At 64.5% G+C, this 15,148-nt stretch carries 12 protein-coding genes; 6 read left to right on the top strand and 6 right to left on the bottom strand.

Annotation, left to right across the window (positions count from 1 at the left end):
* Window positions 1-64: 64 nt before the first annotated feature.
* From H2052_RS01965 to H2052_RS01980, 4 genes are all read right to left on the bottom strand, one after another.
* The gene (locus H2052_RS01965) at window positions 65-1,990 is read right to left on the bottom strand and encodes a CocE/NonD family hydrolase (RefSeq protein ID WP_293777336.1); all 1,926 of its coding nucleotides are present in this window, start codon (window positions 1,988-1,990) and stop codon (window positions 65-67) included.
* 88 nt (window positions 1,991-2,078) lie between these two features.
* Window positions 2,079-2,750 carry an SDR family NAD(P)-dependent oxidoreductase gene (locus H2052_RS01970; RefSeq protein ID WP_293777339.1) on the bottom strand — a complete coding sequence of 224 codons (672 nt, stop codon included), beginning with the start codon at window positions 2,748-2,750 and terminating at the stop codon, window positions 2,079-2,081.
* 1 nt (window position 2,751) lies between these two features.
* Window positions 2,752-4,206, bottom strand: coding sequence for an amidophosphoribosyltransferase (gene purF, locus H2052_RS01975; RefSeq protein ID WP_293777935.1), 1,455 nt, complete (start codon window positions 4,204-4,206; stop codon window positions 2,752-2,754).
* 117 nt (window positions 4,207-4,323) lie between these two features.
* Window positions 4,324-5,547, bottom strand: coding sequence for a mechanosensitive ion channel family protein (locus H2052_RS01980; RefSeq protein WP_293777374.1), 1,224 nt, complete (start codon window positions 5,545-5,547; stop codon window positions 4,324-4,326).
* Window positions 5,548-5,628: 81 nt separating this feature from the next.
* On the opposite strand from H2052_RS01980, the gene hisI reads away from it, so the two are divergent.
* From hisI to H2052_RS02010, 6 genes are all read left to right on the top strand, one after another.
* Window positions 5,629-5,937 (top strand): phosphoribosyl-AMP cyclohydrolase, encoded by a 309-nt coding sequence (gene hisI, locus H2052_RS01985; protein WP_293777377.1) that lies wholly within the window; start codon window positions 5,629-5,631, stop codon window positions 5,935-5,937.
* 32 nt (window positions 5,938-5,969) lie between these two features.
* Complete coding sequence (locus tag H2052_RS01990) at window positions 5,970-6,392, top strand: MerR family DNA-binding transcriptional regulator (RefSeq protein WP_293777379.1); 423 nt, start codon at window positions 5,970-5,972, stop codon at window positions 6,390-6,392.
* Between the two features lies 1 nt (window position 6,393).
* Window positions 6,394-8,196, top strand: coding sequence for an acyl-CoA dehydrogenase C-terminal domain-containing protein (locus H2052_RS01995; protein WP_293777382.1), 1,803 nt, complete (start codon window positions 6,394-6,396; stop codon window positions 8,194-8,196).
* A gap of 20 nt (window positions 8,197-8,216) precedes the next feature.
* Complete coding sequence (locus H2052_RS02000; protein WP_293777384.1) at window positions 8,217-9,428, top strand: acetyl-CoA C-acetyltransferase; 1,212 nt, start codon at window positions 8,217-8,219, stop codon at window positions 9,426-9,428.
* A gap of 25 nt (window positions 9,429-9,453) precedes the next feature.
* Window positions 9,454-11,631 (top strand): 3-hydroxyacyl-CoA dehydrogenase NAD-binding domain-containing protein, encoded by a 2,178-nt coding sequence (locus tag H2052_RS02005; protein ID WP_293777937.1) that lies wholly within the window; start codon window positions 9,454-9,456, stop codon window positions 11,629-11,631.
* Window positions 11,632-11,909: 278 nt separating this feature from the next.
* Window positions 11,910-12,929, top strand: coding sequence for a D-alanyl-D-alanine carboxypeptidase family protein (locus H2052_RS02010; protein WP_293777386.1), 1,020 nt, complete (start codon window positions 11,910-11,912; stop codon window positions 12,927-12,929).
* On the opposite strand, the gene cysK is transcribed toward H2052_RS02010, so the two are convergent.
* Window positions 12,896-13,810: a cysteine synthase A gene (gene cysK, locus H2052_RS02015; protein WP_293777388.1), complete on the bottom strand. Its 915-nt coding sequence runs from the start codon at window positions 13,808-13,810 to the stop codon at window positions 12,896-12,898. The genes H2052_RS02010 and cysK overlap by 34 nt on opposite strands.
* Entirely contained in the window at window positions 13,807-15,084 is a 1,278-nt protein-coding gene (locus tag H2052_RS02020; protein ID WP_293777390.1) for an MFS transporter, read from the bottom strand. The genes cysK and H2052_RS02020 overlap by 4 nt, the downstream gene beginning before the upstream one ends.
* Between the last annotated feature and the right edge of the window lie 64 nt (window positions 15,085-15,148).

Genomic DNA, 15,148 nt, shown 5'->3' on the forward strand with positions numbered 1-15,148 from the left:
AGCAAGGCTTTGTATCCTCTCCCTTTAAGGGCGAGGAGATGGAGCTGGCGGGCGTCGGGTGGGCTTATTCCACCACCGGCAGTTCGATGCGGCTGGGGTACTGCGCTGACGTATAAATCCGCTGCGTGGCCTTTTTGTAGTCCTCAGGCTTCGCGAAGAAGATGTTGGGCACGTAAGTCTGCGGGTTGCGGTCGTAGAGGGGGAACCAGCTGGACTGGATCTGCACCATGATGCGGTGGCCCTTCAGGAACCTGTGGCTGACGTCCGGCAGCTTGATTTCGTAGGAGACGACCTTGTTCGCCGGGATTGCGCTCGGCTTCGTCGGGTCGTCGCGGTAGCGGCCGCGCAGGATGTCCATCGAGACGGCGAGTTCGTACCCGCCCATTTCCGGCGCGGGGGCGTATTCGGCCGGGTAGACGTCGATGAGCTTCACCACCCAGTCGCTGTCCGTGCCGCTCGTGGAGGCGAAGAATTTCGCGATCGGCTGGCCGGCGAGGCGCACGTCTTCGGTGAGCACCTCGCTGACGAAGGTGACAACGTCGGGCCGCGCCTCGGCGAAGCGCTGGTCGTCCACCAGCCAGCGGCCCCATGAGGTGTTGGGGTTGTACGTGGAGAGGATCGGCCGCTCGCGGTATGTCACCGGGCGCGCGGGATCTGAGACATATTCGGCGAAGGCGGCGCGCACGGTGGGCGCCTTCCAGCCGAGCGCGCCGTCTGCCTGCAAATAGATCGGCTTCGACTGCGACGGGCAGCCGCTCGCGCAGGACATCGGCCAGCGATCGTAGCGGTGCCAGACGTTGGCGCCGGTTTCGAACGCAGTGACGGGCGCGAGATCGGCCTTCGGCGCGTCGGACTTCAGGTGCGCGTCGAAGAAGGGGATCAGCACCTCGCTGCGGTACCAGGCCGAGGTGTTGCTGCCGAAATCGATGGCGCCGAGCTTCGTGCCGCTCGGCATGTTGCTCTGGCCGTGCTGCCACGGGCCGATGATCATGTAATTCCGGGCATTGCCCGCGTCCTTCGGCTCCATCGCCTTGTAGACGGCGGGGGCGCCGTAGATGTCTTCCTGATCCCACAGGCTGTGCACGTGGAGCGTGGGGACCTTGAGCGGTTCCTTGGCGAGGATCCTGTCGAGCGCCTGCCCCTGCCAGTAGGCGTCGTAGGCCGGGTGCGCGGCGACCTTCTTGAAGACGGGAAACTCCTCGATGCCGAGCTTTTTCGCCATGTCGCTCGCCGAACCCGCGCTCAGCCAGCTTTCATACGTGTCGTAGCGATCGAACTGGAGGCCGTACTTCGAGGACTTGTCGGCGGTCATCCGGTAGACCCAGTCGAGGAAGCTCTGGCGGTAGGCGCCGTTGTGGAACCAGTCGTCGCCGATCCAGCCGTCGACGAGCGGATTGATCGGAACCGCGGCTCCCAGCGCGGGGTGCGGGTTCACAAGGCTCATCAGCGTGGTGAAGCCGCCGTAGCTGACGCCGATCGTGCCGACCTTGCCGTTCGTCTCGGGCACGTTCTTCACCAGCCATTCGATGCTGTCCCAGGTGTCGGTCGAATGATCGGTGTCCGCGGGGTTGAGCGGGCCGACGAGCGGCCGGGCGACGACATAGTCGCCTTCGGAGCGATAACGCCCGCGCACGTCCTGCACCGCGATGATGTAGCCGGCGTCCGCAAGCTCCGCATAGGTGACGGGAAGCGCCAGCTTGTAGGTGTTGGAGGCAAGGCCGGTGATCGCGCGGTCCGCCGAATAAGGCGTGCGCGAGAAGATGATCGGAGCGTCCTTCGCGCCATTCGGGATAACGAGGTTCACGTGCAGCTTCACGCCATCGCGCATCGGGATCTGGACCTCGCGGATCGTGAAGTCCTTGTGGGCGTCCGACGGCTTGAAATCGGCGGGAATGTCACTCTTTGGCAGGGGCTCGGCGGCGGCGGACGGAAGCGCGGTGGCGGCGAGCGTGGTCGCGAGCAGGGCGGCAAGGCAGCGGCGTGCGAGCATGTGAATCCCCCTATGGTCTTGGCGCAACCATAAAGCCGATTCCTCATCGGGCAAGTTATTCTCTGTTTGGAAAATATGAGCCTGGGATTCAGGCGGTGAAGAGCGACACGATCTCCGCCGCAGCCGTTTCGGCGGTTTTCAGCGTGGCCGGGTCTTCGCCGGGGAAGGCCTTCGCACGCATCGCGGTGGCGGTGCCGCCGGGATTGTAGATGTGCGTCTTGATCCTGCTGATCGCGGCAACTTCGAGGCCGTAGGTTTGAACGAGGTTCGCAAGCGCGGCCTTGCTGGCGGCGTAGGCGCCCCAATAGGCGCGGGGCGTTGACGCAACGCCGGATGTCACCGCGACGACGTGGGCGTCCTTGCTGGCGCGGAGCAGGGGATCGAAGGCACGGATCAGGCGGTAGTTCGCCGTGACGTTCGTCTTGAACAGCTTCTCGAAGTCCTTCGGCTCCATATGGCTGACGGGCATGAGATCGCCGAGGATGGCCGCGTTCAGCACCAGCGCGTCGAGCCGCTGCCAGCGCCCGCCGACCGCCTGCGCGAGCCGATCGATCGCATCACCGTCGGTGATGTCGAAGGGCGCTATCGTGGCGGTGCCGCCCGCCTCGTGGATTGCGGTTTCGGTTGCTTCGAGCCCGCCTTCGGTGCGCGCTGTGAGGAGCACGTGATAGCCTGCGGCGGCAAGCGCCTTCGCCGTCGCCGCGCCGATGCCGCGGCTGGCGCCCGTGACGAGCGCGACGGGTTTTTCGATATCGGTCATGTCAGCCCGCGCGTTCCGTCAGCAGGGTGAGTTGGTCGTCGGCGCCCGACTCCTCATAGTCGGTGAGGCGCGTCGGGTACTCGCCGGTGAAGCACGCATCGCAATATTGCGGCGTCTCCTCGACGCGCATGTCCTCGCCGAGTGCGCGGTAAAGGCCGTCGATCGACAGGAACGCGAGACTGTCTACCTTGATGTAGTCGCGCATGCGCTGGACATCCATCTGCGCGGCGAGGAGCTTCGCGCGCTCGGGCGTATCGACGCCGTAGAAACAGCTGTGCCGCGTGGGCGGGGAGGCGACGCGCATGTGGACCTCCGCAGCGCCAGCCTCGCGCATCATCTGCACGATCTTCACCGAGGTAGTGCCACGCACGATCGAATCGTCGATGAGGACGACGCGCTTGCCCTGGATGACGGCGCGGTTGGCGTTGTGCTTCAGCTTGACGCCGAGGTTGCGGATGGCATCACCGGGCTGGATGAAGGTGCGGCCCACATAGTGCGAGCGGATGATGCCGAGTTCGAATGGGAGGCCCGATTGCTGCGCGTAGCCGATGGCGGCGGGGTTGCCGCTATCGGGCACCGGGATCACCACGTCGGCGTCGACCGGACTTTCGATCGCGAGCTGCGCGCCGATGTTTTTGCGGACCTGATAGACCGAGAGGCCATCAAGCAGCGAATCGGGGCGCGAGAAGTAGACGTGCTCGAAGATACAGGGGCGGGGGCGCATCGCCTGGAATGGGCGCAGCGAACGCAAGCCCTTGTCGTTGATGACCACCATCTCGCCGGGCTCGATCTGGCGGAGGTACGTCGCGCCGCAGACATCGAGCGCGACGGTTTCGGAGGCGAGGATATACGAATCCTCGCGGCGGCCGATCACGAGCGGGCGGATGCCGAGCGGATCGCGGCAGGCGATGAGGCCCTCGTCGGTCAACATCACGAGGCTGTAGGCGCCTTCCACCTGCTTCAGCGCGTCGATGACGCGGTCGAGCAGGGGCCGGTAGGTGGAGGTGGCGACGAGGTGGATGATGACCTCGGTGTCGCTCGTCGACTGGAAGATCGAGCCGCGGCGGTTGAGCTCGCGGCGGACGTGCGAGGCGTTCGAGATGTTGCCGTTGTGCGCGACCGCGAAGCCGCCAGTGGACAGTTCGGCGAACAGCGGCTGCACGTTCCTCAGCGCCGAGGCGCCGGTGGTTGAGTAGCGGACGTGGCCGATGGCGGCCTCCCCGGGCAGCTCGCGGATCACCTCGTCGCGGTCGAAGTTGCCCGCCACGTGGCCCATCGCGCGGTGGCTGTGGAAGGTTTTGCCGTCGTAGCTCGTGATACCGGCGGCCTCCTGGCCCCGGTGTTGGAGCGCATGGAGACCGAGCGCCGTGAGCGCGGCTGCGCCCTCGGCGCCCCAGACGCCGAAAACGCCGCATTCTTCCTTCAGCTTGTCGTCGTCGAAGGGGTGCGAAATCATGTCAAACATTTGGCGCTCCGTGGCGGGCGGGCGATTCGAGCGTCCATATAGGGTGCCTTGCCCGGTTTGTCGCGGGGTTGTCACATATGCATGGCTGCCATGTTGCCAGCGACATGGTCAGGCCGCGCGATCGAAGGCTCCGACAAGGTCGTACCCCGCGGGTTCCTGGAATAGACGCAGGCCGAATTCCGGCAGGATCGCGATCAGGTGATCGAAGATGTCGGACTGGATCGCCTCGTATTCCGTCCACGCGGTCGTGTTGGTGAAGCAGTAAAGTTCCAGCGGCAGTCCGGTCGGCGTTGGCGAAAGCTGGCGCACCATCGTGGTCTGCCCGGTTTCGATGCGCGGATGCGCGTGTAGATAGGCCTCTACATAGTTCCGGAACGTGCCGAGATTGGTAAGCCGCCGCGTGTTCACGGGCTCGGCGGCAACCCGCTTCCGGTTCCAGCGTCCGATTTCCTCCGTCTTTTCGGCAAGATAGGCGTCAATGAGCGCAAAACGCTTCAGGCGGCCGATCTGCTCTTCGTCCAGAAAACCCACGCTCGTTTGATCGATCAGCACGGCGCGCTTGATACGGCGCACGCCGGATTCGGACATGCCGCGCCAGTTCTTGAACGCATCCTTGATGAGGCGGCTGGTCGGGATGGTGGTGATGGTCTTGTCCCAATTGCGAACTTTTACGGTATGAAGCGCAATATCGATGACGTCGCCGTCCGCGTTCTGACCGGGCATCTCGATCCAGTCGCCGACGCGCAGCATGTCGTTCGAGGCGATCTGGATGGAGGCGACGAGCGAAAGGATCGTATCCTGAAACACCAGCATCAGCACCGCGGCGAGCGCGCCGAGGCCGGAGAGCAGAATGAGCGGTGACCGGTCCATCAGCGCCGACACGACGAGCACGGCTGCTGCGCAATAAATGAGAATCTTGCCCACCTGCACATAGCCCTTGATCGGGCGCTGGGCGGCATCCTCGCGGCGCTGGTAGACGTCATTCAGCAGCGTGAGCGCCGCGCTGATCGCCATCGCGATAGTGACGATCGAAAAGGCCACCGCGACATTGCGGACGATGGTGAGCGTGGTTTCCGAAAGGTGGGGGACGCCCGCAATGCCCATCTGCACGATGATCGACGGCACCAGGTAGGATAGTCGCCACGCGATGCGCGAAAGCGCCTGCTTCTCCTGCCCGAACCGGCTGAGCGCCAGTGCGCGACTGAGACCTTGAAGAACGATGACCTTGGAAAGCCAGTTGGCGGCTGCAGCGACGATGCCGAGAATGGCGAGCGCGGTGAGGGTCTGCAGCCAGGGCTGGTCGGTGAAAGCGAAGTCTAACCCGAAAATCATATCCTCCTGTCGGTTGAGCAGGCGTTATTTCATAGTGCGGCGGCTATGGCCACCCGCCGGGTCCCGCGCTAAGCGGAGCAGATGGACCTGAAATTCGACGATAAAGGGCTGGTAACGGCCATTGTGACCGACAGCACCACCGGCGAACTGCTGATGGTCGCGCACATGAACGCCGAAGCCTATGCGAAGACGCTGGAGACGCGCGAGGCGCACTTTTGGTCGCGCTCGCGGCAGGAACTCTGGCACAAGGGCGCGACGAGCGGGAACACGATGCGGGTCGTGGAGGTCCATGTCGATTGCGACAAGGATGCGGTCTGGCTGAAGGTGGAGCCCGCCGGACCTGCCTGCCACACCGGAGCACGGACCTGCTTCTTTACGCAGGTAGGTTGACGTTTACGTAAACGTCAACTAATCAGGCGCTCATGCCGCAGCGCCCGATGGAAGCCGTTCGCGAGGACGAAACCTTCACCATCACCGATCTCGCCGCCGAGTTCGGCGTGACGCCGCGCGCGATCCGCTTCTATGAGGGTGAGGGGCTGATCGAGCCTGCGCGGCAGGGGCAGAGCCGCGTCTATTCACGCGGCGACCGCGCCCGGCTGGCGTGGATCCTGCGCGGCAAGAACGTCGGCTTCAGCCTTGCCGAGATCAAGGAAATCCTCGACCTTTACCACGCGGGGGACGGGCGCGTCCGTCAGCGGGAGCGCACGCTGGAGCTTTGCCGCCGCCAGATCGGCGTTTTGACCAACCAGCGTAACGATATCGATGCTACGATCACCGAGCTTCAGGAGTTTGTAGCCGTTGTGGAGGGCCTGTTGCCCTCGAATGCCAAATCCGGGGAGTCCTGACATGCCCACCTACCGCGCGCCCGTTCGCGACACCAAATTCATCCTCGACGAGGTGATCGGCCTCGACCGCTATTCGAATCTGCCGACCTTTTCGGAAGCGACGCCCGACATGGTGGCCGCAATCCTTGAGGAAGGCGCAAAATTCGTGGAAGGCGCCGTGCAGCCGATCAACTTCTCGGGCGACCGTGAGGGGTGCAAGCGCCATGAGGACGGCTCGGTGACGACGCCGAAGGGCTACAAGGAAGCTTATCAGGCCTTCGTCGAGGGCGGCTGGGGCACGCTGCACATGAGCCCGGAGTTCGGGGGGCAGGGCCTGCCGTACACGATCAGCATGGCGTTCGAGGAGTATCTGAGCTCCGCCGGCATGGCGTTCGCGATGTACCCCGGTCTCACTGCCGGCGCGATCGCCTCCATCGAGGTGAAGGGTTCGGACGAACAGAAGCAGAAGTACCTGCCCAACATGGTTTCCGGCAAGTGGACCGGCACCATGAACCTGACCGAGCCGCACTGCGGCACCGACCTCGGTCTGATCCGGACCAAGGCGGTGGACGCAGGCGACGGCAGCTACAGGATCACCGGCACTAAGATCTTCATCTCGGCGGGCGAGCACGACCTTGCGGAGAACATCATCCACCTCGTGCTGGCGAAGCGCGAGGGTGCGCCCGACACCGTGAAGGGCATTTCGCTGTTCATCGTGCCGAAGTTTCTAGTGAACGACGACGGCAGCCTCGGCGCACGCAACGGCGTTTCCTGCGGCGCCATCGAGCATAAGATGGGCATTCACGGCAATGCGACCTGCGTGCTCAACTACGACGAGGCGACCGGCTATCTCGTCGGCGAGCCGGAGCGCGGGCTGGAAGCCATGTTCATCATGATGAACGTGGCGCGGCTCGGCGTCGGGCTGCAGGGGCTTTCGCAGGGCGAGGTCGCCTATCAGAACGCCGTCACCTACGCGCTGGAGCGGCGACAGGGGCGGGCGCTGACCGGCCCGGCCGAGCCCGGCGAGAAAGCCGATCCGATCATCGTTCACCCGGACGTGCGGCGTATGCTGATGGACGGCAAGGCGTTTACCGAGGGCGCCCGCGCGCTGCTGCTGTGGGGGGCGCTGCAGGTCGACCTTTCGAAAAAGGCGCAGACCGAGGAGGAACGCGCCAACGCCGACGAGCTGATCAGCCTGCTCACCCCCGTCATCAAGGGCTACACGACTGACAAGGGCTTCGAGACGGCGGTGAACGCGCAGCAGGTGTATGGGGGCCACGGCTATGTCGGCGAATGGGGCATGGAGCAGTTCGTCCGCGATGCGCGCATTGCCCAGATATATGAAGGCACCAACGGCGTTCAGGCGATGGACCTTGTGGGCCGCAAGCTCGGTCGCCACGGCGGCAAGGGGCTGATGCTGCTCGCTGCCGCGATCGGCGAGGAGGTTGCCGCCGCGAAGGCGGACGCCGCGCTGGCGCCAATGGCCGAAGCGTTGGAGAAGGCCGGGAACGAGCTGCAGACGGCGACGATGTGGCTGATGCAGAACGGCATGGCAGATCCCAACAATGCCGGTGCGGCTGCCGTGCCCTACATGCATCTGATGGGCGTCGTCGTGCTCGGCTGGATGTGGCTGAAGATGGCGCGCGCGGCGCAGGCGGCGCTGGCAGCGGGCGCGTCCGACTCCTCTTTCTACGAGGCTAAATTGACGACCGCCCGCTACTATAGTGCTCGCTACCTGCCGGATGCGGGCGCCCTGCGCCGCAAGCTGGAAACCGGCGCCGAGACACTCATGGCACTTCCGGCCGACGCATTCGCGCGCGCCTGACAGACAAAGGAGCAAACCCAATGGCCGAAGCCTATATCTACGATGCCGTCAGGACACCGCGCGGACGCGGCAAATCGAACGGCAGCCTGCACGAAATCACGCCGATCCAGCTTGCGACGCAGGTGTTGCAGGCCGTGCGCGACCGCAACCCCATCGACACCGCCGATGTCGACGACGTCGTGCTCGGCTGCGTCGCGCCGATCGGTGAGCAGGGATCGGACATCGCGCGCGTTGCCGTGCTGAACGCTGACTATGCGCAGACGACCGCAGGCGTGCAGATCAACCGCTTCTGCGCCTCCGGCCTTGAAGCGACGAACATGGCCGCCGCCAAGGTAATGGCGGGCGAGGCCGAGTTCGCGATCGGCGGCGGCGTCGAATCCATGTCCCGCATCCCGATGGGCGCCGACGGCGGCGCGTGGGCGATGGACCCTGCCGTGGCGCACAAACTTTACTTCGCGCCGCAGGGCATCGGCGCCGACCTCATCGCGACCAAATACGGCTTCTCGCGCGACGATGTGGACGCCTATGCGGTTGAGAGCCAGAAGCGCGCGAAACGCTCGTGGGACGAAGGCCGCTTTGCGCGTTCCATCGTGCCGGTGCGCGACGTGATCGGCGAGGTCGTTCTCGACCGCGACGAACATATGCGCCCCGAAGCCGACATGCAGTCGCTGGGCAGCCTGAAGGCCAGTTTCGCCGACATGGGCGAGACGATGCCGGGCTTCGATGCCATCGCGCTGATGAAGTACCCGGAGGTCGAGCGCATCAACCACGTGCACCACGCCGGCAACAGCTCCGGCATCGTTGACGGCGCCGCCGCGGTGCTCGTCGGCAGCAAGGCGATGGGCGAGAAGTACGGCCTCAAGCCACGTGCGCGCATCCGCGCCATGGGCTCGGTCGGCTCAGAGCCGACGATCATGCTCACCGGCCCCGAGTTCGTCGCGCGGAAGGTGCTGAAGCGCGCGGGCATGGACACCTCGGACATCGACCTTTTCGAGCTGAACGAGGCCTTTGCCAGCGTCGTGCTACGCTACATGCAGGCACTGAATATCCCGCATGACAAGATCAACGTGAACGGTGGCGCGATCGCGATGGGCCATCCGCTGGGCGCCACCGGCGCCATGATCCTCGGCACCGTGCTCGACGAGCTGGAACGCACGGGCAAGGGCACTGCTCTCATCAACCTGTGCGTCGGCGCGGGCATGGGCACCGGCACGATCATCGAGCGTATCTGAGCGAGCGGAGGGGACGAGAATGACCATGGAAACCATCAAGTACGACCTCGACGCCGACGGTGTCGCGCTGTTCACGATCGATGTGCCCGGCCAATCGATGAATGTCATCACCGCCGAGTTGACGCGCGACTTCGACACCATGATCGGGATGATCGAGAAGGACGAAGCCATCAAGGGCGCCGTCATCACCAGCGGCAAGCCGAGCGGCTTCATGGCTGGCGCCGACCTCAAGGGCATGGGCGGCGCGCTCTCCGGAGGTAGTGAAGGCGTCGGCGGCAAACCGAATATGGCGAAGCTGTTCGATGGCGTGTTCACGCTGAACCGCCTGTTCCGCCGTCTGGAAACGAGCGGCAAGCCCGTGGCGGCGGCGATCAACGGCATCGCGCTCGGGGGCGGTCTCGAGCTTTGCCTCGCCTGCCACTACCGCGTCGTTGCCGACAATCCGAAGCTGCAACTGGGTCTGCCCGAAGTGATGGTCGGCCTGTTCCCCGGCGCGGGCGGCACGCAGCGCCTGCCGCGCCTGATGGGGATTCAGGCGGCTTCGATGTATCTGCTTCAGGGCAAATCCATGTCGCCACAGGAAGCCCTCGGCTTCGGCGTCGCAAACGAGCTTGCCCCCGCCGACGAGGTTGTCGCTAAGGCCAAGGCCTGGGTGAAGGCGAACCCGACGAAGGGTGAGCAGCCGTGGGACCAGAAGGGCTTCAAGTTCCCCGGCGGCGTGGGCCAGTTCAACCCGGCCTTCATCCAGACGTTCGTGGGCGGGAACGCCATGGTGCTCAAGATGACCAACGGCAACATGAACGCGCCGCGCGCGATCATGTCGGCGGTCTATGAAGGATCGCAGGTGCCCATGGACCTCGCCATCCGCATCGAGAGCAAGTATTTCGCCAAGGTCGCCGCTGATCCGCAGGCGATGAACATGGTCCGCAGCCTGTTCGTCAACAAGCAGGCGGCCGAGAAAGGCGCGCGGCGTCCGAAAGGTGTCGCGAGGATGCCGACGAAGAAGCTCGGTATGCTCGGCGCAGGCATGATGGGGGCGGGCATCGCGCTTGTTTCAGCGCGCGCGGGCATTGAGGTCGTGCTGCTCGACCGCAGCATCGAAGCGGCGGAGAAGGGTAAAGCCTACACCGCGGACAAGCTGAAGCGGCTGCCGAAGGAGAAGCTGGACGAAATCCTTGCCCGCATCCTCCCGACGACCGACTTCGCGGACCTGAAGGGCTGCGACTTCATCATCGAGGCGGTGTTCGAGGATCGCGCCATCAAGGCGGAGACGACGCAGAAGACGGAAGCTGTCGTCGGTGCCGACACGATCTTCGGCTCCAACACCTCGACGCTGCCGATCACCAGCCTCGCCAAGGCGTGGACGCGACCTGAAAACTTCATCGGCGTACACTTCTTTTCGCCGGTTGAGAAAATGCCGCTCGTGGAGATCATCGTCGGCGAGAAGACCGGACCGGAAGCCATTGCAAAGGCGCTGGATTACGTCGCGCAGATCAAGAAGACGCCGATCGTCGTCAACGACAGCCGCGGCTTCTACACGTCGCGCTGCTTCGGAACGTACACGGCCGAAGGTTCGGTGATGGTCGGCGAGGGCGTGAACCCAGCGCTCGTCGAGAATATCGGCAAGCAGATGGGTATGCCGGTGGGGCCGCTCGCGGTGTTCGACGAGGTTTCGATCGAACTTGGCCATAAGGTCATGCTGCAGACGAAGAAAGACCTCGGCGATGCCTACAAGGGCACCGCGGCCGATGACGTCATCGAGAAGATGGTCGCGCTCGGCCGTCTCGGTCGCAAGGCGGGCAAGGGCTACTACGATTATCCCGAAGACGGCAAGAAGGTGCTGTGGGCTGACCTGGGCAAGACCTTCGGCCAGAAGGCTGGTGGCGAACAGCCTGCGCCGGAGGAGGTCAAAACCCGGCTCACCTACCGCCAGCTCGTGGAATGCGCACGCTGCTTCGCGGAAGGCGTGCTGGAGACGCCCGAGGACGGCGATCTTGGCGCGATCTTCGGCTGGGGCTTCATGCCGCATACCGGCGGACCGTTCAGCATGATGGATACGATCGGCCTCGACGAGGTTGTCCGCACGCTCGATCGCCTGACGCAGCAATACGGTGAACGCTTCGCGCCGCCGCAGCTGTTGCGCGACATGGCGGCGAAGGGTGAGACCTTCTACGGCAATGCGAAGCTGAAACAGGCGGCCTAAGCAACAGGCTTTCAGATTTGCGCGGGGCTGCCGGAAACGGCGGCCCCTTTTGCTTTGGAAAATATGTTCAGCGCTTCTTAAGTTTGAATCCGCATGTTTGACGTCAAAGGCGCTTAACGAGATTCGGAACGGCGCAGATTTGACTCAGGTCGTCGCACGTTTCGGCTCCGTTCGTTTAAAGGGCTTTTCAGAATGGCGCATTTGCCTCATTCTGGCACGGTAGTGGAGTTTGAGTAGCCTGCGCGGGGGCGCGGGCGGCGGGTGGGAGACTAGCGATCATGCGTCTGCATTTGATCGTCGCGTTCATTGTTTCCATTTTTGTGGGTGTGCCAATCGCGCCCCAGCCGGCCACAGCCGCCAGCCTTGTTTCCGTTTCCAAGTATGCAGCCATCCTTGTCGATGCGGACAGCGGCGAGGTGCTCTACGCGCGCAATCCCGATGAAGCCCGCCACCCCGCCTCGATCACCAAGGTGATGACGCTCTACCTGACGTTCGATGCGCTCGAGCGCAAAGAGCTGAAGATGAGCGACAAGGTCTATTTCTCGGCCAACGCCGCGGCGCAGCCGCCCTCCAAGCTTGGTGTGCCGCGTGGCGGATGGATTACCGTGGAACAGGCGGTTCGCGCGCTCACCACCAAGTCGGCAAACGACGTCGCGGTCGCGCTTGCCGAAAGGCTCGATGGCTCTGAGGTCATTTTCGCGCGCGCCATGACCGAGAAGGCGAAGGCGCTCGGCATGAACAGCAGTGCCTTCTTCAATGCTTCGGGCCTGCCGAACGCCGCGCACCACACGACTGCGCGCGACCTCGCCACGCTTTCGAAGGCGCTGATCCGCGATTTCCCGCAGTATTATCCGTATTTTTCGGAGCAGCAGTTCAACTTCCAGGGCACGGTGATGCCCAATCATAACAAGCTGCTCGGCAAGTTCGTCGGTCTCGACGGGATCAAGACCGGCTACACAAATGCCTCCGGCTTCACGCTTGCCGCGTCAGCGGTGCGCGATGGGCGCCGGCTGATCGCGGTCGTGCTCGGCGCGCCGACGTCGGCTGCGCGGAACAACAATATCGAAGCACTGCTCGCCTCCGGCTTCGACGTGCTGAAGAAACGGCGCCAGGGCGAGCACCTGACGGTCGCCATGTCGATGAACGAAGTACCGCAGATGCTGGACTTCCAGCAGGCGGTGACGGAGCAGGGTTCGTCCGACGACGTCAGCGTCTGGCGTAGCGCGATCCGCAGCGACCAGACGCCGACGCCGTCGGCGTCAGCTCACTCCGGCAAGAAGTCCGGCACCGACAAGTAGCGCTCGCCGGTGTCGTAGTTGAAGCCGAGCACGCGGTGCTTCGGATTCTTTTCGAGGTGCTGGCGGATCGCGGCGAGTGTCGCGCCCGATGAAATCCCAACAAGCGTTCCTTCCTCGCGCGCGGAGCGGCGGGCCATTTCCTTGGCGTCGTCCGGCGCGACCTGGATGATGCCGTCAAGCAGCGCCGTATCCATCACGCCTGGCACGAAGCCCGCGCCGATGCCCTGAATCGGGTGCGGACCCGGCTGGCCGCCCGAGAGTACGGGGGAGAGCGTCGGTTCCACGGCATAAACCTTGAGGCCGGGCATCTTCGGCTTCAGCACCTTGGCGCAGGCGGTGATGTGCCCGCCGGTGCCGACACCGGTGATGATCGCGTCGAGCCCGTCCGGGAAATCGGCGAGGATTTCCTGCGTCGTCGTCTTCACGTGCGCGGTGACGTTCGCGGGGTTTTCGAACTGCTGCGGCATCCATGCGTCGGGGGTCGAGCCGACGATTTCCACGGCGCGCTCGATGGCACCCTTCATGCCCTTCTCGCGCGGCGTCAGGTCGAAGGTCGCGCCGTAAGCGAGCATGAGGCGGCGACGTTCCAGCGACATCGATTCGGGCATCACCAGCACGAGGCGGTAGCCTTTGACGGCAGCGACCATCGCAAGGCCGATGCCCGTGTTGCCCGAGGTGGGCTCCACGATCGTGCCGCCGGGTTTGAGTGCGCCGGAAGCTTCAGCGTCCTCGATCATCGCGAGCGCGATGCGGTCCTTGATCGAGCCGCCCGGGTTGGACCGCTCCGACTTCACCCACACCGATGCGTCCGGTCCGAACAGGCGGTTCACCCGGATGTGCGGCGTGCCGCCGATCGTTTCCAGTATGCTTGCTGCCTTCATGTCGATCTCTCCTTGAGTGCGCCCGGAACATCAAAACTATCGGCTCGGCGAAGCTCTGGAAAGCGCCAAGCCCAGAGTGCGGTAACGACGATGGTGCCGATGCCCCCGATCACCACCGCCTCGACAGGGCCGAACCACGCGGCGGTGAGGCCGGATCGGGCCTCGCCCAGCTCATTCGACGCGGAGATGAACAGCATCGAGACCGACGACACCCGGCCGCGCATCGCGTCCGGCGTGTAGATCTGGATCAGCGAGGAGCGCACGTAGACGCTCACCATGTCCGCCGCGCCGAGCACGCCGAGGGCGCCGAGCGACAGCCAGAGGTCGCGCGACAGGCCGAAGACGACAATCGCGATGCCGAAGATGGCGACGCACACGAACATCTTGATGCCGACATGCCGCGCGAGCGGCCGCCGCGAGAGCCAGAGCGCCACAATGGCCGCGCCCACGGCAGGCGCGGCACGCAGGTGGCCGAGACCTTCGGGGCCGACGGCGAGAATGTCGCGCGCGTATACAGGCAGCAGCGCTGTGACGCCGCCGAGCAGCACGGCGAAGAGATCGAGCGAGATCGCGCCCAGCACCACCTTGTTGTCGCGCACGTAGCGAAGCCCGTTCATCACCGATTCGATCGGGCTCGCCGTGGCTTCGGCTGTCGGCAGCGGCACGCGCGAAATGAGGAACATGGCGATGAGGCTGATCGTCAGCATCGCCGCCGAGACGACGAGCGGCGCGGCAGGGTTCGCTGCATACAGATAGCCGCCCATCGCCGGACCGCCGATCGCGCCCACCTGCCAGCCGATCGAGTTCCACGCGATCGCGGTCGGCAGCATCCGCACCGGGACGAGGTTGGGCGCGAGCGCCGAAAGCGCCGGCGACGCGAACGCCCGCCCGACACCGAGCAATGCCGCCACGATGAAGAGCGCGGGAATCGTGATGTCGCCCGTGAGTTCCAGCGCGCCGAGGCCCGCCGCGCACAGCATTTCAAGTGCGAGCGCCCCGCGCACGATGTAGCGGCGGTCCACCCGGTCGGCGATGTAGCCGACGACGAGTGACAGCACGAACAGCGGCAGGAACTGAGCAAGGCCCACCATGCCGAGCAGGAATGCGGCCTCGCGCTCCGGCATCGTCTCGCGCGCGATGTCGTAGACCATCCAGCCGATCACAATGACGAGGATCATCTGCGACGTCGTCGAGGCGAGCTTGGTGATCCAGAAATAGCGATAATCGGGTATCGCGAAGACGGACGTTCTATCCTCGGCGTCGGCGGGGGTCATGGCGATGCGCTTAGACGGCTGCACGGCTTTGTGCAAAGCAGAGAAACTGCTGGAGCCACGGGAA

Source organism: Sphingosinicella sp. (genome assembly GCF_013911755.1).
Lineage (GTDB): Bacteria > Pseudomonadota > Alphaproteobacteria > Sphingomonadales > Sphingomonadaceae > Sphingosinicella.

Bases quoted from the DNA above. Each gene is read 5' to 3' on its own strand.
- H2052_RS01965 (WP_293777336.1), bottom strand. From the start codon at position 1,990: ATGCTCGCACGCCGCTGCCTTGCCGCCCTGCTCGCGACCACGCTCGCC.
- H2052_RS01970 (WP_293777339.1), bottom strand. From the start codon at position 2,750: ATGACCGATATCGAAAAACCCGTCGCGCTCGTCACGGGCGCCAGCCGC.
- purF (WP_293777935.1), bottom strand. From the start codon at position 4,206: ATGATTTCGCACCCCTTCGACGACGACAAGCTGAAGGAAGAATGCGGC.
- H2052_RS01980 (WP_293777374.1), bottom strand. From the start codon at position 5,547: ATGATTTTCGGGTTAGACTTCGCTTTCACCGACCAGCCCTGGCTGCAG.
- hisI (WP_293777377.1), top strand. From the start codon at position 5,629: ATGGACCTGAAATTCGACGATAAAGGGCTGGTAACGGCCATTGTGACC.
- H2052_RS01990 (WP_293777379.1), top strand. From the start codon at position 5,970: ATGCCGCAGCGCCCGATGGAAGCCGTTCGCGAGGACGAAACCTTCACC.
- H2052_RS01995 (WP_293777382.1), top strand. From the start codon at position 6,394: ATGCCCACCTACCGCGCGCCCGTTCGCGACACCAAATTCATCCTCGAC.
- H2052_RS02000 (WP_293777384.1), top strand. From the start codon at position 8,217: ATGGCCGAAGCCTATATCTACGATGCCGTCAGGACACCGCGCGGACGC.
- H2052_RS02005 (WP_293777937.1), top strand. From the start codon at position 9,454: ATGGAAACCATCAAGTACGACCTCGACGCCGACGGTGTCGCGCTGTTC.
- H2052_RS02010 (WP_293777386.1), top strand. From the start codon at position 11,910: ATGCGTCTGCATTTGATCGTCGCGTTCATTGTTTCCATTTTTGTGGGT.
- cysK (WP_293777388.1), bottom strand. From the start codon at position 13,810: ATGAAGGCAGCAAGCATACTGGAAACGATCGGCGGCACGCCGCACATC.
- H2052_RS02020 (WP_293777390.1), bottom strand. From the start codon at position 15,084: ATGACCCCCGCCGACGCCGAGGATAGAACGTCCGTCTTCGCGATACCC.